The sequence below is a fragment of the Draconibacterium mangrovi genome (genome assembly GCF_010586825.1).
GTDB lineage: Bacteria > Bacteroidota > Bacteroidia > Bacteroidales > Prolixibacteraceae > Draconibacterium > Draconibacterium mangrovi.
The window spans coordinates 60,842-86,159 of record NZ_JAAAGB010000012.1 but is presented as its reverse complement, the minus strand read 5'-3'; the positions used below and the strand labels follow the sequence as shown (position 1 = coordinate 86,159).

General features: G+C 42.7%; 17 protein-coding genes. 10 read left to right on the top strand and 7 right to left on the bottom strand.

All coding sequences use genetic code 11. The features are described from left to right. Positions 1-6 precede the first annotated feature (6 nt). Both G4420_RS20870 and G4420_RS20865 read right to left on the bottom strand, forming a co-directional pair. Complete coding sequence (locus G4420_RS20870; protein WP_163325887.1) at positions 7-1,506, bottom strand: DoxX family membrane protein; 1,500 nt, start codon at positions 1,504-1,506, stop codon at positions 7-9. A gap of 17 nt (positions 1,507-1,523) precedes the next feature. Next, positions 1,524-4,253, bottom strand: coding sequence for a family 78 glycoside hydrolase catalytic domain (locus G4420_RS20865; protein WP_163325886.1), 2,730 nt, complete (start codon positions 4,251-4,253; stop codon positions 1,524-1,526). Positions 4,254-4,385: 132 nt separating this feature from the next. Here G4420_RS20865 and G4420_RS20860 point away from each other — a divergent pair, with 132 nt between their 5' ends. The 5 genes from G4420_RS20860 (at position 4,386) to G4420_RS20840 (ending at position 14,311) form a co-directional block, all read left to right on the top strand. Next, complete coding sequence (locus tag G4420_RS20860; RefSeq protein WP_204273773.1) at positions 4,386-5,681, top strand: cysteate synthase; 1,296 nt, start codon at positions 4,386-4,388, stop codon at positions 5,679-5,681. 482 nt (positions 5,682-6,163) lie between these two features. Beyond that, positions 6,164-9,361 (top strand): glycoside hydrolase family 2 TIM barrel-domain containing protein, encoded by a 3,198-nt coding sequence (locus tag G4420_RS20855; protein WP_163325885.1) that lies wholly within the window; start codon positions 6,164-6,166, stop codon positions 9,359-9,361. 140 nt (positions 9,362-9,501) lie between these two features. After that, complete coding sequence (locus tag G4420_RS20850; RefSeq protein WP_163325884.1) at positions 9,502-10,191, top strand: lycopene cyclase domain-containing protein; 690 nt, start codon at positions 9,502-9,504, stop codon at positions 10,189-10,191. An 11-nt stretch (positions 10,192-10,202) separates the two neighbouring features. Continuing rightward, entirely contained in the window at positions 10,203-11,441 is a 1,239-nt protein-coding gene (locus G4420_RS20845; protein WP_163325883.1) for a 3-deoxy-D-manno-octulosonic acid transferase, read from the top strand. 317 nt (positions 11,442-11,758) lie between these two features. Then, the gene (locus tag G4420_RS20840; RefSeq protein WP_163325882.1) at positions 11,759-14,311 is read left to right on the top strand and encodes an adenosylcobalamin-dependent ribonucleoside-diphosphate reductase; all 2,553 of its coding nucleotides are present in this window, start codon (positions 11,759-11,761) and stop codon (positions 14,309-14,311) included. Positions 14,312-14,756: 445 nt separating this feature from the next. Here the strand turns inward: G4420_RS20840 and gcvH are convergent, their stop codons facing one another. After that, positions 14,757-15,137 (bottom strand): glycine cleavage system protein GcvH, encoded by a 381-nt coding sequence (gcvH, locus tag G4420_RS20835; protein ID WP_163325881.1) that lies wholly within the window; start codon positions 15,135-15,137, stop codon positions 14,757-14,759. Positions 15,138-15,369: 232 nt separating this feature from the next. Between gcvH and tsaE the strand changes: the two genes are divergently transcribed. The 4 genes from tsaE to G4420_RS20815 all read left to right on the top strand — a co-directional run bounded on the left by tsaE (position 15,370) and on the right by G4420_RS20815 (position 18,802). Beyond that, positions 15,370-15,792 (top strand): tRNA (adenosine(37)-N6)-threonylcarbamoyltransferase complex ATPase subunit type 1 TsaE, encoded by a 423-nt coding sequence (gene tsaE, locus G4420_RS20830; RefSeq protein WP_163325880.1) that lies wholly within the window; start codon positions 15,370-15,372, stop codon positions 15,790-15,792. Between the two features lie 107 nt (positions 15,793-15,899). Then, positions 15,900-17,111, top strand: coding sequence for an alanine dehydrogenase (locus G4420_RS20825; protein WP_163325879.1), 1,212 nt, complete (start codon positions 15,900-15,902; stop codon positions 17,109-17,111). A gap of 16 nt (positions 17,112-17,127) precedes the next feature. After that, positions 17,128-17,976 (top strand): LytR/AlgR family response regulator transcription factor, encoded by an 849-nt coding sequence (locus G4420_RS20820; RefSeq protein WP_163325878.1) that lies wholly within the window; start codon positions 17,128-17,130, stop codon positions 17,974-17,976. Between the two features lie 313 nt (positions 17,977-18,289). After that, positions 18,290-18,802: a hypothetical protein gene (locus G4420_RS20815; protein WP_163325877.1), complete on the top strand. Its 513-nt coding sequence runs from the start codon at positions 18,290-18,292 to the stop codon at positions 18,800-18,802. Here G4420_RS20815 and pulA read toward each other — a convergent pair. From pulA to G4420_RS20800, 3 genes are all read right to left on the bottom strand, one after another. After that, positions 18,784-20,730, bottom strand: a complete 1,947-nt coding sequence (gene pulA, locus G4420_RS20810) for a type I pullulanase (RefSeq protein ID WP_163325876.1) — start codon at positions 20,728-20,730, stop codon at positions 18,784-18,786. The genes G4420_RS20815 and pulA overlap by 19 nt on opposite strands. Continuing rightward, positions 20,730-21,278, bottom strand: coding sequence for a hypothetical protein (locus G4420_RS20805; RefSeq protein ID WP_163325875.1), 549 nt, complete (start codon positions 21,276-21,278; stop codon positions 20,730-20,732). The genes pulA and G4420_RS20805 overlap by 1 nt, the downstream gene beginning before the upstream one ends. A 116-nt stretch (positions 21,279-21,394) precedes the next feature. Beyond that, positions 21,395-22,762: an aminopeptidase P family protein gene (locus G4420_RS20800; RefSeq protein WP_163325874.1), complete on the bottom strand. Its 1,368-nt coding sequence runs from the start codon at positions 22,760-22,762 to the stop codon at positions 21,395-21,397. A 210-nt stretch (positions 22,763-22,972) separates the two neighbouring features. On the opposite strand from G4420_RS20800, the gene G4420_RS20795 reads away from it, so the two are divergent. Beyond that, positions 22,973-23,590 carry a hypothetical protein gene (locus G4420_RS20795; protein ID WP_163325873.1) on the top strand — a complete coding sequence of 206 codons (618 nt, stop codon included), beginning with the start codon at positions 22,973-22,975 and terminating at the stop codon, positions 23,588-23,590. A gap of 63 nt (positions 23,591-23,653) precedes the next feature. Here the strand turns inward: G4420_RS20795 and G4420_RS20790 are convergent, their stop codons facing one another. Beyond that, on the bottom strand, positions 23,654-25,294 hold the full coding sequence (locus G4420_RS20790) for a M1 family metallopeptidase (RefSeq protein ID WP_163325872.1): 1,641 nt from the start codon (positions 25,292-25,294) through the stop codon (positions 23,654-23,656). Between the last annotated feature and the right edge of the window lie 24 nt (positions 25,295-25,318).

Genomic DNA, 25,318 nt, shown 5'->3' with positions numbered 1-25,318 from the left:
AAAAGTTTAGCCATACCATTTTCGGGTGCGCCCTTGCAGATTATTCAACGTATCGATGGTGATGTTTACATCGTTTACCACCTGAAAATCGAACATGCCCACACAAATAAAATCGGCACCGTTTTTAAAAGCCCAGTTAAATCCATCCTCAGGCTGAATGGCACCGGCGGCCAATACTTTAAAGCCCATTACCGGAACTGTGGCGCTGCTAACAAAGTCAACCGTTTTATCAGGATACAAACAAAACAGGTTATCGTGAAACCGGTTGTGATCGGTATATTTCTTACCATCCACTTCAAACGGAAAACGGTTCTCGCGCGGGTGTGCCGACCAGTAATTGTCGTGGTGCATGGTTTTCATGTAATAATCCGGGATAATCCCCTGCTCCTCACAGGCAATCAGTGAATCAACCGTATGTGAAGCCAACCCGGCAGTATAGCCCTGCTCACGGATATGATTTAGCATCAGATCGATTTTATCCAGTTTGTTGTCGCGCACCAGCCAGTCGCACCAGTTCCCCTGAACCTGAATAATATCCACACCAAAATCGATGGCTTTATTAATATTTACCACGTAGTCGTTGTTATCAGCATCGGGGTGCACCTGCGTAATCACCTTAATTTTGCTTCCTGTCAACTTCTTATACTTCTGCATAGTGGCATTTGTAGGAAACCCGATATTAATGGTATTAATTCCGGCTTCCTCGGCCAACATCAGTGTTTCAAAGATCTTCTTTTCGGTATTGTAAGCTCGGAAAAGCGAAGGCACATAATGCAAATCACGCGAATGTGCCCAACCGCCAATCAGATTTCCACCGGCTACCAAACGGCTTATTTCGTGCGGCCCGATTTTGCCTTTCGGCAATTCCCCTTTTAATTCTTTTATATCAGCACCGCCAACTTTTATTGTAGCCCCCGAAAGTGTGTCGACACCAAATTTTTGTGTTTCGTTAAAAGCTCCAAATCCCAAAACACCCAGAGCAGGAATCGTTGCCAGGTTTTTTAAAGCTTCTCTTCGGGATTTTACTCCGGTCGGTTCTTCACCCCCTTCTCTTTTCTTCGGGAAAATCAGCAATGCATACAAGCCCCAGCCTTTTTCTTTCAGAACCAACAAAACAAGCAAAGCCAGTGCTTCAATCACATTCTTGTTTACGATGTACAGACTTCCTTCGGTATTGGCCAGCAACGAACCACCAAATGGCGGATGCGCAAAGTAATACAGCAACAGTAAAACAATGCCCGAAGCCGCAGAAACACGAATGGCCAAACCAAGCGTGAGCCCCAGTCCGATAAGAATTAAAGCAGCAATATTGAGCGGATCTGCCACACTCATAATAGCATCAGAACCTCCCATCCATTGATAAAAACCCGACAATGGCCCTGTTGAGCTGGATAAATATCCGGCAGCACTCCAGTTTCCATCAGCGAGTTTTGCTACTCCTTCGTACAAAAAGTGCCAGCCAATGGCAATTCTAAAAATTGTAATGATGAGTTTTTTCCAGTTCATAAGGCGATTTTATTTTACTAATTGCTAAAATTATAAGTACCCGACCCAACTTCCAGTACCAGTTCGTTTTGGGCTTGCGATATCACCTTCACATCAGCATTAGTGCCTAGCGTTTCTCCGTCGGCAACAAAATCCGCCGCCGGCAAAATCACTGTCGCGGTGCATCCAACCGGAACCGTAATATCAACATTCAATTTCCCCTCCTTCTGCTCCCATTTTATTCCGGCCATTCCGTAAGGTGTTTTGTTGTAATATTTGGCAAAATCCATTTCATCAACCGGCTGCGGATGAAAAATAATATGTCGATAACCAGGATCTTTTTCATCGGCCTGCATACCTGCCAACTGACGATACAACCAAACCAAACCACCGCCAAACATCGGGTGATTGTGTGAACCACCGGTATCCCAATGCTCCCAACTGGTAGTAGCTCCAAGTGTTAACCAACGCCCGTACCCGGGCTCCTCTTTTTTATTCATAGCTTCGTAAGCCAGGTCATGCATACCATTTTCTGTTAGCACTTCAAAGAAAAACTGCGTACCAAATATTCCGGTATCCAAATGCCCCTTGTTCTTTTTTATGTTTTTCTTCAGCGCCTTTATCACACGTTCATATTCACCTTCGGGAACACCCATTTTCAACGCAAAAATATTGGCTCCCGAGTTTCCGTATGTTCCTTTTTCCTCATCGTAAAACCTCTGGTGAAATGCTTTTTTTGTGGCTTCTGCCAGCTTATTATACTTTTTTGCTTCTTTTCTCTTTCCCAATACTTCAGCAGTTTTTGCTGTAATATCAGCACAGCGCCAGAAATAAAAAGTATGCACCAGGCTATCAGCAGGAAGGTCGCCCGGAGTAACCCATTCGCCCAGATTAAACCACTTCAAAACATCGCCGTTAAGGCCAACTCGTTGCGAGTTCATTATTCCTTCATCATCCACCCAGGTTTGCATGTAGCGCACATATTCTTTCATTGGCTCATAAGCTTCTTCCAGCATATCCACCGCGCCGTAATGCACATAAAACTCCCAAGGCATAATATTTACTGCTGCTCCCCAGGCCACACCGCCGCCACAACCGGGTTGCCACGGCGCGCCATTCGGCACGTATCCGGTTTCAACATTTTGAGCGCCGATAATATCCTGGATCCATTTGTAGTAAAAGTTTTGTGCATCGAAATTATGCATCACGGTAACACACGCCACCTGGCCATCGCCTGTGTATGGCGAGCGTTCGCGGTGCGGGCAGTCGCTGGCGATTCCTCCGTGCATATTATCGGTCTGGCTGCGTTTCCAAATCTCATTCACTTCATTAAAAAGCGGATTTGATGTTTCGAAATCGGCCGATTCTTCGATGTAGGTATTTATCGCCTCAGCACATATATTTTCGGGTTCCAGCACACCCGGCCAGTTTACAATTTCCACTTCGCGGAAAACAAACCAGTTAAAACGGGCTGCATAATTTTCTTTGCCAACGCCTTTAAAAATGTACGAATTATCGCCCGAGAAGGTATTCGACAAGTATTTGATCTCCACTTTATACCCCTCAGGGCCTTCCACATTTTTCAGCCGCACCCAGCCCGAAATTTCAACACCAAAATCAACTTTATAATTCCCGTTGTACATCTTCTCTATCCTTATGGGCTGAAGCGTTTCATAAACTTTGTCAGGGTGAGCGGTATGTGCCGTCAACTTGCCTTCAGGAGCTTTTCTTAAAACAGCACTTTCCCATGCCGAGTCGTTAAAACCCGGCGAGCACCAACCGTTTTGTTCCAAACGCGCATCGTAATGTTCGCCGTAATAAACCATATCCATTAATATCGGGCTTTTGGCTACCTTCCAGCTTTCATCACTTATAATAACCTCCTCGGTACCGTCGGCGTAAGTAACATGAACCTGCAACAACAAACGCGGCGAACCATACCCCAATGCCCAATGTTTGGCCGGATTATAAAACCCGTTTCCAAGAATCGCCCCAAAAGCGTTTGCGCCGGAAACCAGTTGATCCGAAATATCATAAGCCAGGTACATCACTTTGTATTCCCTGAAACTATCGTCAAGCGGAATATACTGTTGAGTTAGTCCTGGGCGCTTTCCGTAGTTAGTTTGATTGGGAACCAGCACATCGTCTCCAACTTTCTCACCATTCAGATAAAGTTCGAAATAACCCAGTCCGGTAACGTAAGCCACAGCTTTCTTCACCTGTTTTGTGGCCTTAAATTCTTTGCGAAACAGTGGCGCCGGCGGAGGTAACTGTTCCGGCAAATCTACAGCCGGTGAGTTCGGTTTTGGCAGAGCTTCTTCGCCTTGCCAGGGTACGCCTATCCATTTTGCCTGCCAGTCATTTTCTTCCAACAAACCCATGTGCCAGCTTGCAGGCTCGCTCCATTCCGAAACCTCATCGTTTTTATCCCACACGCGCACCTGCCACCAGCAATTCTGGCGGGAAACCAGTTTCTGACCATCGTATTTAACGCGCGTAGATGCTTCACTTTTCACCTTGCCGCTATCCCACAAGTCGGCATTTCCAAGCTTCTCGTTTGAAGTGGCCACCCGAATCTGAAAGGCCGTTTGAACCTGTCCTCTTTCGCTTTCATCGGCTACATTTATCCATGCCAAACGCGGCTGAGGCACATCTACAACTGCAGGGTTATTAAGGTATTCGCAAGTAAGTTGTGTTGGATAAATCTTTGCTTCAGATACAAAAGTGAAACAGCAAAGAAGATTCAGAAACAGGAATAGTTTTTTCACAGTATTAGGTTTTGTTGAATTGCTTAAAGTTACCAATAAGTTTATTATTCAGACTTTAAGAATTAACATTTTTCGCTTGTTTTATGTCTGCATTTTCTACATTTGTCCTTCTTAAAATAAAACAGACGTAGAATGAGCAAAGATTTTTCGCCCACAAAATACATCCTGAAATCGTTTAAAACAGGCAAGGAGTTTAAAGATGAAGGCTGGATGCTGGATGCTCCGGGTGAGGCCGAACCAACGTTAATTCGTGCAATTTACGATAAAAAACAGATTGACGTAAAAGACGATTCGTGGGGCTTGTACAAATTTGCCGACTGGTTACCAATTGGCAGAATGCTGGAAGGTTCGTCGGCTCCGGTGACTTACAAAAGCGAGGGTTTGGCAAAAGAACTGGGGCTCGAAAATCTTTGGATCACCTTTAGCGGCTACTGGCCCGAAAAAGGCACAAACATGAAAACGGCTTCGTTTAAAGAAACCGAAGCTTACTCGGTTTGCGGCCGAATGACCGAAGATATGAAACAAACCCTGGTGGTGGCTTCGGCTGGAAATACTTCGCGTGCGTTTGCAAGAGTTTGTTCTGAAAACAATATTCCACTGCTAATCTGTGTTCCCGAAGATAATATCGGTGCACTTTGGTTCGACGCCCCGATTAACGATTGCGTAAAACTGATTTGCAGCAAATCGGGCAGTGATTATTTCGATGCCATTCACCTGTCGAACATCGTTGCAGGGATGGAAGGTTTTGTTGCTGAAGGAGGTGCAAAAAACGTTGCCCGCCGCGACGGAATGGCAACTACAATGCTTTCGGCAACTACAACCATTGGAGAAATTCCTGATTACTATTTTCAGGCCATTGGTAGCGGAACCGGAGCAATTGCAGCCTGGGAAGCTAACCTGCGTTTGATAGAAGACGGACGATTCGGCAGCAAAAAAATGAAACTGATGGTTTCGCAAAACACGCCGTTTACACCTATTCACGATGCCTGGAAAGCGGACTCACGTGCCATGCTATCGTTGGATGATAACCTGGCCCGCGAGCAGGTGGAAGCAATTGTTGCCAAAGTTTTATCGAACCGTAAACCTCCATACCCAATTGCCGGAGGATTATTTGACGCGATGAAAGATGCTGGCGGCGAAGTATTGCTGGCATCGAACGAACAAGCTGCCCATGCGGGCGAATTATTCCTGAAAACCGAAGGTAATGATATTCATCCGGCATCGGCTATTGCAACTGCTACTTTAATTGAAGCAGCTAAAGACGGTACGGTAAAAAAGGACGACCTGATAATGCTTAATATTACAGGTGGCGGCGAAGAAAAATTCAAAGCCGAAAATGAGCTGTTCTATTTAAAACCTAAAATCGTTTTCGACATCAATCCGAACGAAGAAGAGGTAAAACAAAAAGTGGAAAAGCTTTTTTCGTAACTGAGCACAAAATATCGATTGACAATATAAAAACAAACCCGTATATGATCAGTATACGGGTTTTTCTATTGTTGTATGGAAATGGGATATATCAAAATATTCCCAAGAAATAGACTTTTAACTACTTAGCAGATTCTGAAAATTGCAGCAGAGATCGCTTTCGTTTGAAAAATAGCAAACTAAAAAATATTCTTTTTTGTTATCGGCCGGATACAAGTCAGATTTAATATTAGCCCATCAGTCTTAACAAACAACTGGTTTGAATCAAATCAAGAAAGGGTGAAGAGGTTTGATAACCAATAATCCAAACAATAAAATACATACAAATAATCCCCGACGAGATATCTGCACTCTTCAATTAGTGCTTAATTCTGAGTTTTCCCGTTTTGTTATATTTTTTTGCCTGTTTTGTTATAGCGAGAAATAGGTGCAAATATTAAATTTGTCGTCACTTTAAGTAGAAAACATTTAATTCCACGACTATGATAAGAAGATCTTTTTTGACTTTTACTTTCTTTTCAATCGCACTAATTGCGTTGGTTTCGTGTACCAATTACACCGACTACTCCAATGTACCGTACGATGAACCCAATCCAAAACCCTGGGAAGATCCGGGTATCTACCAGGTAAACAAAGCTGAGCCACATGCCCACTTTATTCCTTTTACTTCTGTTGAACAAGCCCGTACCGAAGATAAATGGCAATCGCCACTACTAAAATCATTGAACGGAACATGGCAGTTTCACCTGGCACAAAATCCGTCGGAACGCCCGTTCTGGTTTTTCAAAAATGATTTTGACACCCGCGAATGGAACGAAATTCAGGTGCCTGCCAACTGGGAAGTTGTTGGTTTTGATTACCCGATTTACACCAACGTAAAATACCCGCACGCTCAAACTCCTCCGCTAATTCAGGAGCATTACAATCCGGTAGGATCGTACAAACGTACTTTCGAAGTTCCTGCCGAATGGGATGGCAGCGAAATCATTGCACATTTTGGTGCAGTTTCGTCGAATATGAATCTCTGGGTTAACGAACAATACGTAGGTTACAGCGAAGACAGCAAAACACCTGCAGAGTTCAACATTACCAAATATTTGGTTCCGGGCGAAAACACCATGGCTGTTGAGGTTTTCCGCTGGAGCGATGCTTCGTATCTGGAAGATCAGGATTTCTGGCGTTTAAGCGGAATCACCCGCGACGCGTACCTTATTGCTCGTGGCCAACAGGCTTTAAAAGATTTCCGTGTTGGCTCATCGCTTGATGACACCTATACAAACGGATTGTTCTCACTGGATGTGGAACTGGCCAACAGCGGAAATTTAACCGTTGAAGCTGTTCTTTCTGAAAACGGAAATGTTGTAAAAGAATTCTCGGAAACTACCGACGGAACCTCGGTGAATTTTGAAGCTGAAATTCCAAATGTAAAACAGTGGTCGGCTGAAATTCCAAATCTCTACGAACTCGTAATTACCCTGAAAAACGGAGAAGACGTTGTTGAAGTCATTCGTCAGGATGTTGGATTCCGCCGTATTGAGATTATCGATGCAACCCTTCGTGTGAACGGAAAATACGTTTACATTAAAGGAGCGAACCTGCACGAACATAACGACAAAACCGGTCACGTTCAGGATAAAGAAACCATGTTGCTGGATATTAAAACCATGAAGGAGAATAACCTGAATGCCGTTCGCACATCGCACTACCCGCAACCGGAATTGTGGTACGAGCTGTGTAATAAATACGGTTTGTACATTGTTGACGAAGCCAATATCGAATCGCACGGAATGGGTTACGGCGCCGAATCGCTGGCCAAAAACGAAGCCTGGAAAGCAGCTCATTTGTACCGTACAAAAAATATGTTTGAACGCGATAAAAACCAACCTTGTGTGGTAATCTGGAGTTTGGGTAACGAAGCCGGAAACGGCGTAAACTTTATGGCTACATACGATTTCCTGAAATCAGTTGACAACACGCGTCCTGTACAATACGAGCAGGCACACGGCGGAGCAAATACCGATATCAACTGCCCAATGTACATGCGCATGGACGGCATGGAACGTTTTGCCAAGGAAAAAGCCGACAAACCACTTATCCAGTGCGAATACGCGCACGCTATGGGTAACAGCGTTGGTAACCTGCAAGATTACTGGGATTTGATTGAAAAATACGATGTGCTGCAAGGTGGATTCATCTGGGACTGGGTTGACCAGGGCTTGTGGACTACCAATGAAGCCGGCGAAGGATTCTGGGCTTACGGTGGCGACTTTGGTCCCGATACAGTTCCTTCTGATGGCAACTTCTGTAACAACGGGTTGGTTGATCCTGACCGTGCAGTAAAACCACATCTTTTAGAAGTGAAGAAAGTGTACCAGCATATTGGTTTCGATGCGGTTGATTTGAAAAAAGGAATTATCTCGATCGAGAACAAATATGTATTTATGAATCTGTCGGCTTTCGACTTTGTTTGGGAAGTTACCGCCGACGGAAAATTAGTTGACAGCGGCGACCTCGGAAGCATTGATTTAGCTCCGGGGGAAAGCAAAAAGGTTACTATCGGTTTTGATGTAAAACCTGAGGCCGGTGTTGAATATTTCCTGAATGTTCATGCAAAACTGAAAGAAGACTGGAGCCTTGTAAAAGCCGGTTGGATTTTAGCCGAAGAGCAATTTGAAATTCCGTTCGTTGTGCCAATAACACTAGAATACAAAATTCCTCAAATGCCGGATGTAAACGTGGAAGAAACAGTCGACGCAGCAACCGTGTCGGGCGAAGGCTTCTCGGTAACTTTCGATAAAAAAGCCGGTATTATTTCAAGCCTCAAAAAGGGTGAGACTGAAACGTTGATTAGCGGCCCGATTCCAAATTTCTGGCGTGCTCCAATCGACAACGACTTTGGTAACAACCTGTACAACCGAAGCCGCGTTTGGCGTAAAGCCGGTGAAAACCGCGAGGTGGCTGATGTGGCAGTAAAAGCGTTAAGCAAGAACACTGTGGAGGTGGTTTTCAACTTTGATCTTGTAAACGAGGACAAAGAAAAAATTGCTTCGTACAAATCGATTTACACGGTTTATGGCACAGGAGATATCGTTGTTGAAAACAACTTTAAAATGACAAAAGACGAATTGCCGGAAATCGTACGTATGGGTATGAACCTGGTAATGCCACGCAAATTCGATCAGATGAGCTGGTTTGGCCGTGGTCCGCAGGAATCGTACTGGGACAGAAAAACAGGTGCTTTTGTTGGTTTGTACAGCGGTAGCGTTGCCGATCAGTATTGGGCATATCTTCGTCCACAGGAAAACGGCAACAAAACCGATGTTCGCTGGGTAACTATTACCGACGAAGCCGGAAACGGTCTGTTATTCGCGGGAATGCCGCTATTGGAAGTTAGTGCACACCACAACATTATGGAAGATTTTGAAAGTGTTGAGCGTACCGATGGCCGACAGGTTCCGGGCGTTGAAGTGATCAACCGCCACATTAACGATGTAAAACCACGCGACCTGACTTCGGTTAATATCGATTACAAACAAATGGGTGTTGGTGGCGACGACAGCTGGGGTGCCTGGACACACGACGAGTACCGTCTTACCGACAAAGAATACAGCTATGCGTTTAAAATAAGCTTTATTTCGCTCGAAGAAGACCCTGCTAAAAAAGCAAAAGCAAAATACTAGACAAGGACTTTAAGTTCTGATAAAAGGCGCTGCGAACTAATCGTTGCGCCTTTCTTTTTTAAACTCCGGATGCTATAAAAAATCATTTCCAAAATCCCTTTTTTAAACAAATCCAATACCTTTGCTCAAAATTCAGAAAAATGGAAATTCAAAAACTATCGTATCTGCTGTTACTGCTGATCTTCCTGGTAATTCCGGTGGCTCTCAGCTTTCAGAAAAAGGTGCGGTTTGTTTTCAGGCTAAAGTATATTTTGCCTGCCGCAATTTTTGCCGGAGCCATTTTTGTAATGTGGGATCTCCGGTTTATGCAAATGAGAATCTGGACGTTTAATCCCGATTACCTTTCCGGAATCGAGTTGCTTCGATTGCCGGTTGAGGAGTGGCTGGCATTTTTAATCATTCCCCTATCATCCATTTATATTTACGAGTGGCTGAAAGTCCGTTTCGAGGATTTCGAAAAGCCCAATGATTTTGTGATAATCAGCCTTGTGCTTTTGCTCGCAACAGGAGTTTTGGCCTACATTTTCCGTACCCGGATGTTTAGCTTCTTTACATTCTTCCTTTCGGCAATTTACCTGGGTTACACCGTTTTTCGTAACCGTTTCAGAAAATATTACACCAAATTCTACCTTGCACTGGCCATCTCATTAATACCCTTTTTAATTGTCTCGGCAATTTTAAATTCGCTTCCGGCAATCGTGTACGATTCGGCCCACACCATGGGATTAGCTATTTTTGGCGTACCGGTTGAAAAGATTGGTTACCTGTTTTTACTATTACTCATCAACGTAACGATCTACGAATATTTAAGCAACCGGAAACACTATTAATTCAGAAAACGATGAGCTTATTTTACAACCTTGGAATTTTATTTTACGGACTTTTCATCCGTGTTGCGGCTTTATTTAACGAGAAGGCAAAACTGTTTGTTGCCGGGCGTAAAAACTGGACAAAGAAGCTCGGTTCGGCTATCAACAAAGATGCCTCATACATATGGTTTCATTGCGCATCGCTGGGCGAGTTTGAGCAAGGCCGGCCGGTATTGGAAGAAATAAAAAAGCAATACCCGCAATACAAGATCGTACTCACTTTCTTTTCGCCTTCGGGTTACGAAATCCGAAAGAATTATGAAGGTGCCGATATCGTTGCCTATTTACCCATGGATACCAAAAAGAATGCACAGGAGTTTATCAGCATGGTCCGCCCTGAAAAAGTATTTTTTGTGAAATACGAATTCTGGTACAATTACATTGCCGAACTCAAAAACCAGCAAATTCCGCTTTATATTATCTCAGCCATTTTCAGAGAAAACCAGCAGTTTTTTAAATCAACACCCTGGGGAAAGTGGTACCGGAAAATGCTGCACAGCTTCGAACATATCTTTATACAGAACGACACTTCGGCACAATTGCTTGAACAGGCCGGCATCAAACATTATACTGTTTCAGGTGATACCCGTTTCGATCGGGTGGCCGAAATTGCCCGCGGTGCAAAAAAGTTCGAAATTGTGGAAAAATTCAAAGGCAAAAATGTAACCCTGATTGCCGGAAGCACCTGGAAGCCCGATGAAGAGCTGCTTGCAGCGTTTATTAACAACAGCAGCGATGTGAAGTTTATAATCGCTCCACACGAGGTTGCACCCGCAAATATCAACAGAATTCAGGAATTGTTAAAAAAACCGGCCATTTGCTTCAGCAAAGCCGATATTTCCGATATCAACAGCTACGATGTGTTAATAATTGATTCCATCGGCATTTTATCGTCGTTGTATCAGTACGGAAACATAGCGTACATAGGCGGTGGCTTTGGCGTGGGCATTCATAATATTCTGGAAGCAGCTACTTTTAAATTGCCAATTTTATTCGGACCGAACTATTTAAAGTTTAAAGAAGCTGTTGACCTGGTTAACGAAAAAGGAGCCTTCCCTATCCAAAATTTTACTGAATTGGAAGCCACGCTGAGTAAGCTTTTGAATGACAACAACAACCTGAAAAATGCCTCTGAAATCTGCAAAAAATATGTAGAAAAAAATGTGGGCTCAACAACACTTATCATAAATAAAGTTTTTAACAAAAAGTGAAAAACTGCACGCTTTTTGTTAGCAAATTATTCTTCGAAAAATTGAATTTTTACAAGTAATATTCTGTTAACAAAAATCTTCATCAGCTAATAATAATTTTCAGTTTTGGTAAACTTTTCTTAACTATCAAATATATAACATACTGTATTACTGAATCATAACAAATTGAAGTTGATAACTTTTAATTAATTAGGGCTCAGAAAAATTCCAAATATTTGTTTTCTGTTCTATATTGCATTACACAATTTTGTTGTGATTGACATCTAAAGAAATCGAATATACATTCTTATAACTTTTAATACACTTACAGAAAAAAAATGGCAGTAAACGAAGTATCTGTAAAAGCCCCGGCGGGCAAAAAAATTTACTCTCAGGAAGAAGCAGTAAAAGCCTCGCTAGAGTACTTCAGAGGAGACGATTTGGCAGCAAGAGTTTGGGTGAATAAGTACGCCCTTAAAGATTCGTTCGGAAATATTTTTGAGCTAACACCGGACGATATGCACAAACGACTTGCAAAAGAAATCGCACGCATTGAAGAACGTTACCCTAACCCATTAACCGAAGATGAAATCTACAGCGTCCTTAAAGATTTCAAATACATTGTTCCGCAGGGAGGACCAATGACGGGTATTGGAAACGACTACCAAATTGCATCACTATCCAACTGTTTTGTGGTTGGCAACGACGGTAACTCGGATTCGTATGGTGGAATTATGAAAATTGACCAGGAACAGGTGCAATTGATGAAACGCCGCGGAGGTGTAGGACACGACCTGTCGCACATTCGCCCAAAAGGTTCTCCGGTAAAGAACTCGGCATTAACTTCAACCGGTATTGTTCCGTTTATGGAACGCTACTCCAACTCAACACGCGAAGTAGCCCAGGACGGACGCCGTGGTGCGCTTATGCTTTCGGTATCGATTAAACATCCCGACTCGGAAAGTTTTATCGACGCCAAAATGGAACAGGGCAAAGTAACCGGCGCCAACGTATCGGTAAAAATCCAGGATGATTTTATGCAGGCTGTTGAATCGGGAACTCCTTACACTCAGCAATACCCGATCAACGGAAAAGCGCAGTACACCAAAAACACCGATGCCGGTAAAATCTGGAAAAAGATTGTAAAAAATGCCTGGAAATCAGCCGAACCGGGAATTCTTTTCTGGGATACCATTATTAAAGAATCGGTGCCTGATTGTTACGCCGACCTGGGCTACCGCACGGTTTCTACCAACCCTTGTGGAGAAATTCCGTTATGCCCATACGATAGCTGCCGCCTGTTAGCCATCAACTTGTATTCATACGTTGAAAATCCATTTACCAAAGAAGCGAAGTTCAATTTCGAATTGTTTAAAGAACACATCCATTACGCACAGCGCATTATGGACGACATTATCGATCTTGAGCTGGAAAAAATTGATGCCATTTTAGAAAAAGTTGAGGAAGATCCGGAAGCTGAAGAAATTAAATTTACAGAAAGAAACCTTTGGGAAAGTATTCGTCGGAAAGCAAAAGAAGGCCGCCGTACAGGTATTGGGATTACTGCTGAAGGCGACATGCTGGCTGCATTAGGATTACGTTATGGAAGCGATAATGCAACTGATTTCTCGGAAGAAATTCATAAAACAATTGCCATTGAAGCTTATCGTTCGTCGGTATACCTGGCAAAAGACCGTGGAGCGTTTACCATATACGATGCCGAGCGCGAAAAGAACAATCCGCTTATCAACCGTCTTAAAGATGCGGACGCAGCGCTTTACGAAAAAATGGTAAAATACGGCCGTAGAAACATTGCGCTGTTAACCATTGCTCCAACCGGAACAACCAGCCTGATGACACAAACAACATCAGGTATCGAACCGGTTTTTCTTCCGGTATACAAACGCCGTCGCAAAGTAAATCCAAACGACAAAAATGTTCGTGTTGATTTTATTGACGAAGTTGGCGACTCATGGGAAGAGTACACCGTTTTCCACCACCACTTTAAAACATGGATGAAAGCGAATGGTTACGATACCTCTGTTGAATATCCACAGGAAGAGCTGGATAAAATGGTAGTAGAATCGCCTTATTACAAAGCTACATCGAATGATGTTGACTGGCTGAATAAAGTGCGTATGCAGGGAAGAATCCAGAAATGGGTTGACCACTCGATTTCGGTTACCATCAACCTGCCTGCCGATGTAAAAGAAGAACTGGTTGGCGACTTGTATTTCGAAGCATGGAAAAGCGGTTGTAAAGGTGTTACCGTTTATCGCGACGGCTCACGCTCGGGTGTGCTTATTTCGAACGACGACAACAAGAAAAAAACAGAAGACGGCTCATTCCCACTGAAACGTCCTGAAAAACTGGAAGCCGACGTTGTACGTTTCCAAAACAACAAAGAGAAGTGGATTGCTTTTATCGGTTTAACGGATGGCAAACCATACGAGATTTTCACCGGTTTGCACGACGACGAAGACGGAATTCTGCTGCCTCGCTCGGTAACAAAAGGTTACATTATTAAAAGCTGGGAAGGCGAAGATTCGCGTTACGATTTCCAATACGCGAACAAACGTGGCTACAAAACCACTATTGAAGGATTGTCGCACAAATTCAACCCGGTATACTGGAACTACGCCAAGTTAATTTCAGGAACCTTGCGCCACGGAATGCCAATTCATAAAATTGTTGAACTGGTAACCAGTCTGCAACTGGACAACGAAACCATTAACTCGTGGAAAGCAGGTGTGGCACGTGCACTAAAGAAATACATTCCGGACGGAACAATTGCCGATGATGCAAAATGCGGCGAATGTGGATCTGACGATGTAGTGTACCAGGAAGGCTGTTTAACCTGCCTCTCTTGCGGATGCTCGAAATGCGGATAATACCAATTGTTTTCAGCATGAGCCTTAAGCGAAAGGCTGAAATTACAATGGCTAATGCCGATTGAAAAGTTTAATTTGAATTCACATCGGTATAATTAATTCGATAAACAATATAAAGAGCCGGGATCATTTTGATTCCGGCTTTTTTGTGCATTTCAACAAGCTAACATCGGTTGATGAAATGAAGAAATATACTATTTACAGTCTTTCATCCTATAATGAAAGTGTATAACTAAATTCTTACCAGCTTTCATCGGTTGATGAAAGGCTAAACAAAACCCAAAAGAAGCTTTCATCGAATTATGGCGGACAGAATTAAATCTTAGGAATGGTTCCATATTTCAATGACAAGCTGCCTGAATGTGACAGATGGGTTTCATCAAACAATGGCACAAAAAAATGCCCCACCGAAAACGATGAGGCATTTACGTATGCTGTAAATCTCTTAAGCTTCAATCATTGCTTTGTAAGCGTCAGCATCCATCAGGTCATCCAACTCCGATGCATCAGCAATATTCACTTTAATCATCCATCCTTTTCCGTAAGGATCTTTGTTTACCAATTCAGGGTCATCGGCCAGGTCTTCGTTAAACTCGGCAACTTCACCTCCAACCGGCATAAACAGGTCAGAAACGGTTTTCACTGCCTCAACTGTACCAAAAGTTTCACCTTTATCCAGTGTTTCACCTTCAGTTTCAATTTCAACAAACACAACATCACCCAGTTCTCCCTGAGCAAAATCGGTAACACCTACAACAGCTACATCTCCCTCAACGCGTACCCATTCGTGGTCTTGCGTATATTTCAAATCAGCTGGAATATTCATATTTTTAGTTTTAAATTATTTAAATCGAACCGGTTGAAAGCCGCCCTTTAAATCTATCGCTTTGCAAATTTGCCGGGTGCATTTCACTTCAACATATTTGCCAAAATTAAAACATTTTAATTAAAAACAACCCCCTTATACCCATGCATTTCCCTGATTTTTATCGCATTTTATTTCATGGGCTGCAAAATATGTGGTGCTTTTTGTATAATTGCAAAAATTGTTGGAAGAAATGTATTCAAAAAAGATCAATTCGCTCGACGAGCTTGAAGTAGCTGCAAAGGAGTTAATTACAGCATTTAGTACCGACCGCGTTTTTGCATTTTACGGCAAAATGGGTGCGGGCAAAACAACTTTCATTCAGTCGGTTTGCCGTGCATTGGGATCGGACGACAACGTTACCAGTCCTACTTTTGCGCTGATAAACGAATACAGCACTGCCGACTTTGATTCAATTTACCATTTCGATTTTTACCGGATAAAAGATATCGAGGAAGCTTACGACCTGGGTTACGAAGATTACATTTACAGCGGAAACTACTGCCTGATTGAATGGCCGGAGATGATCGAACCGCTTCTGCCCGAAAAAATGGTGGAGGTAAAAATTGAAGTCCAGGACGACAATACCCGCCTGATTACCGCGCAGGAAATATAGCCTGCCAACACTGCTTTCTACTTCCCGGTTAATTTTCTTTGAAAACTCCCCTTTTGCTTGTAAATTGGTGCTGTTGATTTCGTCAGATAAATTCATTAAGTTCAATTATGGAAAAAGCAAGAGAAAAGGTATCGATACCAAAAACCATGCTTCTGCCCAAAGAAGAGATGTTGGAGGTAAAAAAGAAGGGCCAGAAAATAAAGATTGGCGTTCCTTCCGATCTGTCGAAAGTTGAATACCGGGTACCTTTATCGCCGCAAGCCGTTGATTTACTGGTTTCGTACGGGCACGAAATTCTTATTGAACGCAACGCCGGAAAAGCGGCCAGCTACAGCAACGAGGATTATCAAAAAGCCGGTGCTACCATTGTTGATACCAAAGAAGAAACCTTTCAGTGCGACATAATTTTACGCATTGCACCTTTTGATTGCGACGAGATCGATGCATTGCGCGGCAACCAGTTTATCATTTCAAACATGCAGATTCAGGCTCATTGCAATGAATCCATCCAGAAATTGATGCAAAAAAAGGTAACCACCATTGCTTTTGAATACCTTGAAAACGAAGAGGGCTTTCTTCCTTTCGTTCATCAAATGAGCCAGATTGCAGGAGTTACTTCCATTACCATAGCCAGCGAATACCTGAGTAATTCGCGCAACGGGAAAGGCGTTTTGTTTGGCGAAGTTACCGGCGTTACACCCGCCGAACTGGTGATTATAGGTACTAGCACAGCTGCCGAATATGCAGCGCGTGCAGCACTCGGACTGGGTATTTTTGTGAAGGTTTTTGATACTTCGGTTTACGAACTCAGTAAACTGGAAGAGAAACTTGGACGACGTATTTTTACTTCGGTATTTTATCCCAAAGTGTTACGCAAAGCCCTTATTTCGGCCGATGCCGTTATTGGAGCAACAGCTTTTAATACTCCACCTAAATTTAAAGTTTCGGAGAGCCTTGTAAAACAAATGAAAGAAGGATCGGTAATTATCGATTTGAACGTAAGCCAGGGGGGCTGTTTCGAAACTTCGAAGTGCACCGATTTTAACAACCCAACATACACCAAACACGGAGTTGTGCACTACTGTGTTCCCAACACTCCGGCCATGGTAGCCCGAACGGCTTCCATTTCGCTGAGTAATATTCTAATTCCGATTTTACTGGCCATTGGAGATAACGGCGGAGTTGAAAACTACATAAAAGTATCGAAGGGATTCCGGAAAGGCGTGTACATCTACCACGGCATTCTCACCAATCACGATGTGGGCCGCATGTTCAATATCCCCGCAAAAGACATTGATTTATTACTGGCAGTTTTTTAATCAAGAATAAGTTCCAATGCTGAACTCACTTAACAAAAAGTATCCGTTTAACGACAACCTAAAGGTAAATGCACGCTCCATATCGTCCGTGAGCCTGGGTATTTTTTTATTTCTGCTGTTCTTTCAGCCCTTCGAAATTCAAAACCCCGATTTTAATAACCGCCTCATTATCCTTGCAACATTTGGCGCAATAACGCTGGTTTTACTCAGCATTTTTCGGGTGGTTATTCCTTCCATCTTCATCACGGCATTTTCCGAGGAGCGCTGGACCATTTTAAAAGAGATCATCATCGATCTTCTTTTTGTGATTTGCAACTCCGTTGCCTTTGCATTTTTTGCTCGCTACGTAGGCCAAATCCCTATGACCTTTCCAATTGTCATCAATATCGTCATCATTTCAATAACAGCGGCGGTGGTTGTGGTGCTTACCAACCAGTTTTATCTGCTGAAAAAGAAAGTGCAGAAGCTGGAACCTAGCCCGGAGCAAAACGGCAAAAAGGAATCGAAAGAACCGCCGAAAGAAATTGAGTTTGAATCGGAAAACAAAACAGAATATTTTACGCTTTTTCTCGAGCAGTTGATACTGATAAAATCAGCGAACAATTACATTGAAGTGATTTATAAACAAAACGACGAGATCAAGAAAAAGCTGATTCGGAACACCATGAAAACCACGGAAAATCTACTTAAAAATTATCCGGAGATCATTCGTTGTCATCGCTCGTGTATGGTAAATAAAAACTACATTAAAAAAGTATCGCGTGGCTCCGATGGTTTGGAACTTAATCTCTTCGATTACCCACAGGTAATTCACGTTTCCAGACAATATGTGCTTCAATTAAAAGAAGCGCTAAAAACATCCTGATCCAATTTTTTCTGCCCCTGCTTTCCTTAAAGGAGTCGAAATCTCTTCTAAATCACTTTCCAACACTGAAAAGTGGGATTAACGTCTCTTATCCCGGATAAATGACAAAAATCCCAAATTCATGCAAATCATCACTTTTATAGGCTATAAATCCCAAAAACTTTTTTTTCGAACAAATTGGCCGTTAATTTGAAAAATGAAAACAATGTAAAATTTATTGTCATGAAACGAGCGTGATTAATCACATCCCCTAAAGATGATGATTAAGAGGCGAGTTACATATGATACCTTTTAAATAAACGATTTTAATCATATGAAAATATTACTGATTTATCCGGAAAAAGAGAACAATTCAAAGGGATTCGAGGCCTTCTTTCAGAAGCTTTTTAGCAAGACAACAGAAGATCCGCTGGAGCTGATTGAAATTTCTATTCAATTGCCAATTACCTGGGAAAGGAAATTGCGCGATCTGAACCAGCAGAAGTTAAACACCAAGGATTTGGCGTGGGCCGATTATGTCATTATAAAAGCCGACCCAAGACAACGAACTTCAACGATAAAACTGATTGAAAAATGCAAAAGTGCCGGAAAGAAGATCATAGCAGAAGGAGCATTATTCGATTCTCAGCCTGCCGATTTTGACAATGTAGATCACTTGATTTTGAACCAGGCAACATTTGATCCTTTTGTGCGCGATATGGAAGCCAATACTACCCAACGGATTTACAGTACTGAATTCAGAAAAGAAAAATTACGCAAAACAGCGTATTCATTACTTGGTTTTTCGGATTACCTCTCGCGAAACATTCACCCGTTTTCGGCGTGAACAAGTATTTTTAGCGAAACAGGTTCTACCACAACAGTGTCATCAACAAGTTCTATCCCCTCCTCGTTTATGCTGTTGGCATCGGCTACAACTTTGTACCGGCCTTCGGGTAAGGGGAATTCAACTTCGTCCTCGTTACCGTTAAAAATGAGGAATATTTTTGACCAGTTGTCGCCGGCCTGTTTTCCATCCAGGCAATAGGAAACAACCCCGATTTTATACTCGGCGCAAAAATTCAGATCTTTTCTGATTGCTTCGGCAGAGGACATCCGAAATGCCGGATGATCCTTCCGTAGCTGAATCAGTTTCCGGAAATATTCAAAAACATCGATGTACTCATTTTTACGGCTCCAGTCGATCTGGTTCACCGAATCGGACGATTTATAGGAGTTTCCGTTACCACCTTTTGTACGGCAAAAATCAACACCGGCATGCAAAAGCGGCACACCTTGCGAGGTTAACACCAGCGCTCCGGCAAGTTTTACCCGTTTGCGTAATTCCTCATCACTTGCTTTTGGTAAGCACTGTTTCAGCTTGTCCCAAAGCGTGTAATTATCGTGGCACGACACGTAGTTGATACACTGATCGGGTTCGGCAGCCCACGCAGTCTCTACCGTGTCGATGTATCCGTAATTTACCTGCGGATGATAAACTGCCGCAGTAATTCCAAACTTAATAGCCTCCTCGCGCAGGTTAAGCCCGCTAACAAATCCTTTCGACTTTTTATCGCCGTGGTTTCCTTTTAGGGCATCACGAAAATCGTCGTTAAAGCTGGCAATTCTTCTCATTGCCGAAGTGTTCTTCTTCACTGCCCGTTTCGATTCGGGCATAGGACTTTGATCGGCCGCCCAGCCTTCGCCATAAAGAAACAAGCCGCGGTCAATCTTATCCAGCGACTTTCGGATTTCCTGCATGGTTTTCAAATCGTGAATTCCCATCAAATCGAAACGAAAACCATCAACATGAAATTCCTCTACCCAATATTTGAGCGAATCAATAATGTATTTACGCACCATTTCGCGCTCCGAAGCCAGCTCATTGCCACACCCCGACGCATTTGAGAACGAACCATCCTCTTTCTGGCGGTAAAAATACCCCGGAACAATTTGGTTAAAAACCGACTCTTTAGCGTAGTAAGTATGGTTAAAAACCACATCCAGAATCACGCCAATTCCATTGGCATGCAGGGCTTTTACCAACTCTTTAAATTCTACAATACGTTTGCGCCCATCGTAAGGATCAGTTGCATACGAACCTTCCAGCGCATTATAGTGCATGGGATCGTAACCCCAGTTATATTTTTCAAGTGGTTTTTCTTCGTCAACCGTTACATAATCGTTCACCGGTAACAAATGCACATGCGTAACTCCCAGCTCCTTTAAATGATCGATACCGGTTTTTACACCTTCCGGCGAACGTGTTCCTTCTTCAGTAAATCCCAGAAATTTCCCTTTGTTTTCAATGCCTGAATTTTCGGCAATGGAGAAATCCCGCACATGCGTTTCGTAAATCACGGCATCGGTAAAACTGCTGTAGCGCGGTCCATTATCATAAACCCACTCTTCAGGATTTGTGGTGTTCGGATTATAAATCATTCCGCGCAAGCCGTTGGCCCCAACACAACGGGCATAAATTCCGGCAACCTCATCCAGCCATTCGCCATCGTTTACTCTGAAAGTATAGAATTTACCTTCATAATCGCCGGTAAGAATTGTTCCCCAGGTGCCGTTCTCTTTCTTCTGCAGGTTAGTTTTATAGTAGGCTTCACCGCGCACGCCATCTTTGTAGAGGCGCAATTCCACCATTTGAGCTGTTGGTGCCCAGATTTTTATCGTCGTCTTTTCGGGCGACCAAAACACTCCCAGATCCTTACCCGAATAACCGGGGTAAGTTGAAAAATCGATATGGTTAAATTTCCAGTTTCGCATTAAAATTTAACTAATGTTTTTCGTAAAAAAACCGCTTTGCTCCCCAACCTCTTTCCTTTCACATCTTTCAGATAGATCTTAGTCTTTGGATATTTCTTTAATGATTTATCGTGCGAGTAAAACCGATTCAAATCAATAGTTAACTGATGCGATTTTCCGCCCTCAAGATAAAGTGGATAAAAGCTGTAATTATCCATTCCTTTGAGTTTAAACTTTCGTTTGATCCAAAAGTTATCGAACACCAAAAGCGGCTTATCCAAATCGATAGCTGTTGAGCCGGTGTTCTTTACGGTAAGAATTAAATTATCGGGATAGAAATTTGCATCCTTCTCCAGTTTGATACTTAGCTGCTTAAGTTGCAAAAATGGCCTGCGCTCCTTTTTCGATTTCTTGCCAAAAGAACGGCTACTCACAATAAAAGCTACGGTAATAGCAGCCAGAAAAAGAAATACCCATAGCAGTTTATGCCCTTCGGGGCCTACCTCGTTTTGGGCAAAAAGCCACAACGAATTCAATAATAAAACCGCAAGAATACTTCCCTTCTTCATTGTTGCTAATTTGAGGCAAAAGTAAAGTTTTTATTGATTTAAGATCGCTGATGCTTACAGGTTTCAATACAATACGTTCTATACTTAACATGAAACCCATAAGCATCAGTATTTTATCATCGAAGTGCTTCTACCTCTTCAAGCGTTTTTGGCTTTGGTTTGCCGAGTAGCTGTACACCGCTTTCGGTCATTACAAAGTCCTCTTCATTACGTATTCCTCCAAAATTTCGGTAGCTGTCAACTTTTTCCCAGTTGATAAAATCGTTGAATTTGCACTGCCCGCGCCACAGATCGATTAACTCCGGAATAAAGTAAATTCCGGGTTCGATGGTAAACACATGTCCGGCTTTCAGCGGTTTTGCCAAGCGAAGCGATTTCAACCCAAACTGTGTACTTTTTGGCTGGCCGTCGTAACCTACCCAAACTTCACCAAGATCTTCCATATCATGTACATCCATTCCCATCATGTGCCCGGTTCCGCAGGGGAAAAACAAAGCGTGTGCACCGGCCTCAAAAGCATCCATGACATTTCCTTTTGTAAAGCCCATTGATTTTAGCCCGTCGAAGATGGTTGTAGCGGCTGCAATATGCGCTTTTTTATAGGGTTTGTTCAACTCAAGTGCGCTGATGGCAGCTTCGTGTCCGGCCAGTGAAATTTCGTAGATATCTTTTTGCTCGGGTGTAAATTTTTTGCTCACCGGAAAAGTACTTGACAAATCGCCCGAATAGCACAATTCGTTTTCGTAACCGGCATCAACTAAAAACAAGTCACCTTCATTTATGGTGTTACCATGAAAATGATTGTGCAAGGTTTGCCCTTTTTTAGTGGCAATTATCGGGAACGCAATGTTTCCACCGGCTGCCAGTGCAACTTTATGGATTTCGGCAGCTACCTGTGCTTCCGTCATTCCCGGACGAGCAAACTTCATGGCTGCAATGTGCATATCAACCGATACGTTAACCGCCTGATGCAGCTGTTCGATCTCTTCTTGTGATTTTATCTCACGCTGGCTAACAACGGCTTTTACCAACTCCAACGAGTACGTGTTGGCTACATCTTTTGGCGCCACATCAATCAGCTCGAGCAACTTTATTTTATTCTCGGGGCGGTAAAGCGGCAGAAAATGAATCTTCTTGCTTTTCTCCACCACCGATGCCAATTCTTTCATGGGAAAAACCGTTGACACACCACATTGGGCGACACGATCAGCAATGGAAGGCTGTGGCCCCATCCAAACAATATCATCAATGGTGTAATCATTTCCGAAAATAATCTCCCTGTCGTTATCGATATCGATTACCGCAGCCAAACCCGGATGCTGAATTCCAAAATAATACAAAAAGGTGCTGTCTTGCCTGAAATGATAGGTATTATCAGCATAATTCATCGATGATTCGTCGTTTCCAAACAACAAAATCAATCCTTCCCCAACTTTCTCCTTTAGAACTTTTCTTCGTTCGATGTAAATCTCTTTCTGAAACATTTAAGCAATTTTTTTATGAGCATGTGAATGTAATAAATTCTCAAATTCACACTATGACAAATGTTCGCATTGCTTTCACAATGAGTAGAGGAAAAGTATTTTGTGCGATACTTATGGTATTTTTTGAATGAGACAGGTGTTGCAACAATAAAATTAATAAACCACGCAACCTTTGGTTAGCATTGCCCATCTGATTACTAAACAAAGAGAATGAGAGCTAACTACTTTTTCCTGTTATGTTTGTTAATGGTGGCTTTTGTTTCGTGTAGTAACGGTTCAGATGATGAACTGGAAATGCCGGAACGCAGTTATACCAAGTTAATTGAACGAAATTCGGATAACACTTTTGAAGCCGAGCTGATCACAAAAGCTGAATCGTACTATCCTCCGCGCGAAAATGTTGTTGCTGCCACCGAATGGTCGGGAATGGAAGTGCCGGAGACAGATTATTGGTATTACAACCATTTTGATGGTGTGTTGATTCCTTATTGCATAACCACAGAAGCCATTGATTATTACACGACATTAATTGACGATTTCAACGCTAACAAAGAGGATGTTTTCTTTATTACAGCCGAGTTGACCTATTCAGCCAATGTTAGCTTTCACGATGCATACACATCTCCGGATAAAAATTCAATGGGAGAAACGTTAGATCCTCAAAGTTTTGAATCCGTTTATGTGGTAAAACTTGATTTATACTGGATGGATTATTGCGGACCACTATGCGCGATGTGGATTGAAAAACAACGAATTGCTGTTTTTAATGAATCGGGCGATTTACTGGAAATTTTTATGGACGGAACAATATCAGTTCCAGTCTCCTAACCAATTCGAATATAAAAAGAGCCTTACTTGTCTGAAAAGATCAATGTAAGGCTCTTTTGCTTTTTATAGATTTACCACCTGAAAACCGGCTACATAAAAATCTTTATCTATTTCTACTTTTTTTACTTTCTCATCAGAGTCGAAATATTGCCAGCGCCTGGAAGGATTTAACCAATGAGGCTCTCCGTTAATGTATACTTTCAGTGGCAATTTAAAATTGTCGACACAATTTGTCCACCTATACTGTAATTCACCATCAATCATCGCGTATTCAAAAGTTGGGATTCGGGTATCGCGCAAATACTGGTTAAAAAAGCCTTGCAATTCCAACCCGGTGTGCTGCATTAAATAGCCTTCAATTTGCTCTGCTTTTACCGTTTGATGATAGAACTCTTCATTTAAACCGCGTAGTATACTGCGCCATTTTTCATCGTCGTTCACAACTTGTCGCAGCGTATGCAACATATTGGCTCCTTTGGGGTACATATCGCCCGATCCCGGGTAATTTACGCCATAAACCCCAACAATGGGTCGGTCGTTTAGAATTCCCAGTCGGCTACCCCGGATATATTCCGAGCCGGCATTTTTGCCCCAGTGGTATTCCACAAACAGATTTTCTGAGTAATTGGTAAAACTTTCGTGTATCCACATATCAGCCTCATCCCAGTTGGTAATGTTATTGGCAAACCACTCGTGTCCCGACTCGTGAATAATAATAAAATCGAATTTAAAACCCCAGCCCGAATAACTGATATCGCGGTTGCCAAAGCCATTACGATAACCATTTCCGTAAGTCACCGAACTTTGGTGCTCCATACCCGGATATGGCACTTCCACCAATTTATAACCATCTTCATAAAACGGATACGGCCCAAACCAGTGCTCAAAGGCTTCCAGCATCATTGGCGCCTGTTTAAAATGCTCTTTTGCCTGTTCCAGGTTTTGTTTCAACACCCAGTAATCGCAATCCAAATCGCCCTTTTCGCCTTTAAAAACTTCGTGCCAATGGGCATAATTTCCAATGTTAATGTTTACACCGTAGTTGTTTATCGGGTTGTTTACAAACCAGTGAGCCGTTTTTGTGCCGTCGGCGTTTTGTTCCACACCGCGTAAACGGCCGTTCGATACATCCATTAAATGATCGGGAAACGTGACGCTTATCAGCATACTGTCAGGTTCATCGTAAGGATGATCTTTACATGGCCACCACAAACTTCCACCATCGCCCTGGTTCGTATTTACAATAAAATCGTTGCCATTTTCATCTTTCTTCCAGCTAATTCCGCCATCCCACGGAGGTCTTTTACTTATCTTAGGCTTCCCGGAATATTCAACCAGCAGCTCGTTAACTTCATTCGGATTTTGTTGTTTTTCCAATCTTACAAACCAGGCATTTCCATCTCGTGTATAATCGAGCGCCCTGCCATTTTGTGTAATTCGCGAGATCTTCATTGGTGGCTGCAGATCGATCTGCATCACCTGATTCGATTCTAAAACCTTGTATTGAATCAGGTTGCTGCCGGAAATTGTACTGTCAGTAGGATCGACCTTCACATCCAGATGATAATAAGTAAGATCCCACCAAACTCTTTCGGGTGTTATGCTGCCACGTAACGAATCCTGGCGTGTAAAATTTGTTTTTTGTGCAGCTACATTCAATACAAAAACAAGCATCACCACTGCTATAAATAATCGCTGTTTCATTCAACTAATATTTTGAAACTCGTT

Coding starts and splice junctions, on each gene's coding strand:
- G4420_RS20870 (WP_163325887.1), bottom strand. CDS start 1,506: ATGAACTGGAAAAAACTCATCATTACAATTTTTAGAATTGCCATTGGC.
- G4420_RS20860 (WP_204273773.1), top strand. CDS start 4,386: ATGAGCAAAGATTTTTCGCCCACAAAATACATCCTGAAATCGTTTAAA.
- G4420_RS20855 (WP_163325885.1), top strand. CDS start 6,164: ATGATAAGAAGATCTTTTTTGACTTTTACTTTCTTTTCAATCGCACTA.
- G4420_RS20850 (WP_163325884.1), top strand. CDS start 9,502: ATGGAAATTCAAAAACTATCGTATCTGCTGTTACTGCTGATCTTCCTG.
- G4420_RS20845 (WP_163325883.1), top strand. CDS start 10,203: ATGAGCTTATTTTACAACCTTGGAATTTTATTTTACGGACTTTTCATC.
- G4420_RS20840 (WP_163325882.1), top strand. CDS start 11,759: ATGGCAGTAAACGAAGTATCTGTAAAAGCCCCGGCGGGCAAAAAAATT.
- gcvH (WP_163325881.1), bottom strand. CDS start 15,137: ATGAATATTCCAGCTGATTTGAAATATACGCAAGACCACGAATGGGTA.
- tsaE (WP_163325880.1), top strand. CDS start 15,370: ATGTATTCAAAAAAGATCAATTCGCTCGACGAGCTTGAAGTAGCTGCA.
- G4420_RS20825 (WP_163325879.1), top strand. CDS start 15,900: ATGGAAAAAGCAAGAGAAAAGGTATCGATACCAAAAACCATGCTTCTG.
- G4420_RS20820 (WP_163325878.1), top strand. CDS start 17,128: ATGCTGAACTCACTTAACAAAAAGTATCCGTTTAACGACAACCTAAAG.
- G4420_RS20815 (WP_163325877.1), top strand. CDS start 18,290: ATGAAAATATTACTGATTTATCCGGAAAAAGAGAACAATTCAAAGGGA.
- pulA (WP_163325876.1), bottom strand. CDS start 20,730: ATGCGAAACTGGAAATTTAACCATATCGATTTTTCAACTTACCCCGGT.
- G4420_RS20805 (WP_163325875.1), bottom strand. CDS start 21,278: ATGAAGAAGGGAAGTATTCTTGCGGTTTTATTATTGAATTCGTTGTGG.
- G4420_RS20800 (WP_163325874.1), bottom strand. CDS start 22,762: ATGTTTCAGAAAGAGATTTACATCGAACGAAGAAAAGTTCTAAAGGAG.
- G4420_RS20795 (WP_163325873.1), top strand. CDS start 22,973: ATGAGAGCTAACTACTTTTTCCTGTTATGTTTGTTAATGGTGGCTTTT.
- G4420_RS20790 (WP_163325872.1), bottom strand. CDS start 25,294: ATGAAACAGCGATTATTTATAGCAGTGGTGATGCTTGTTTTTGTATTG.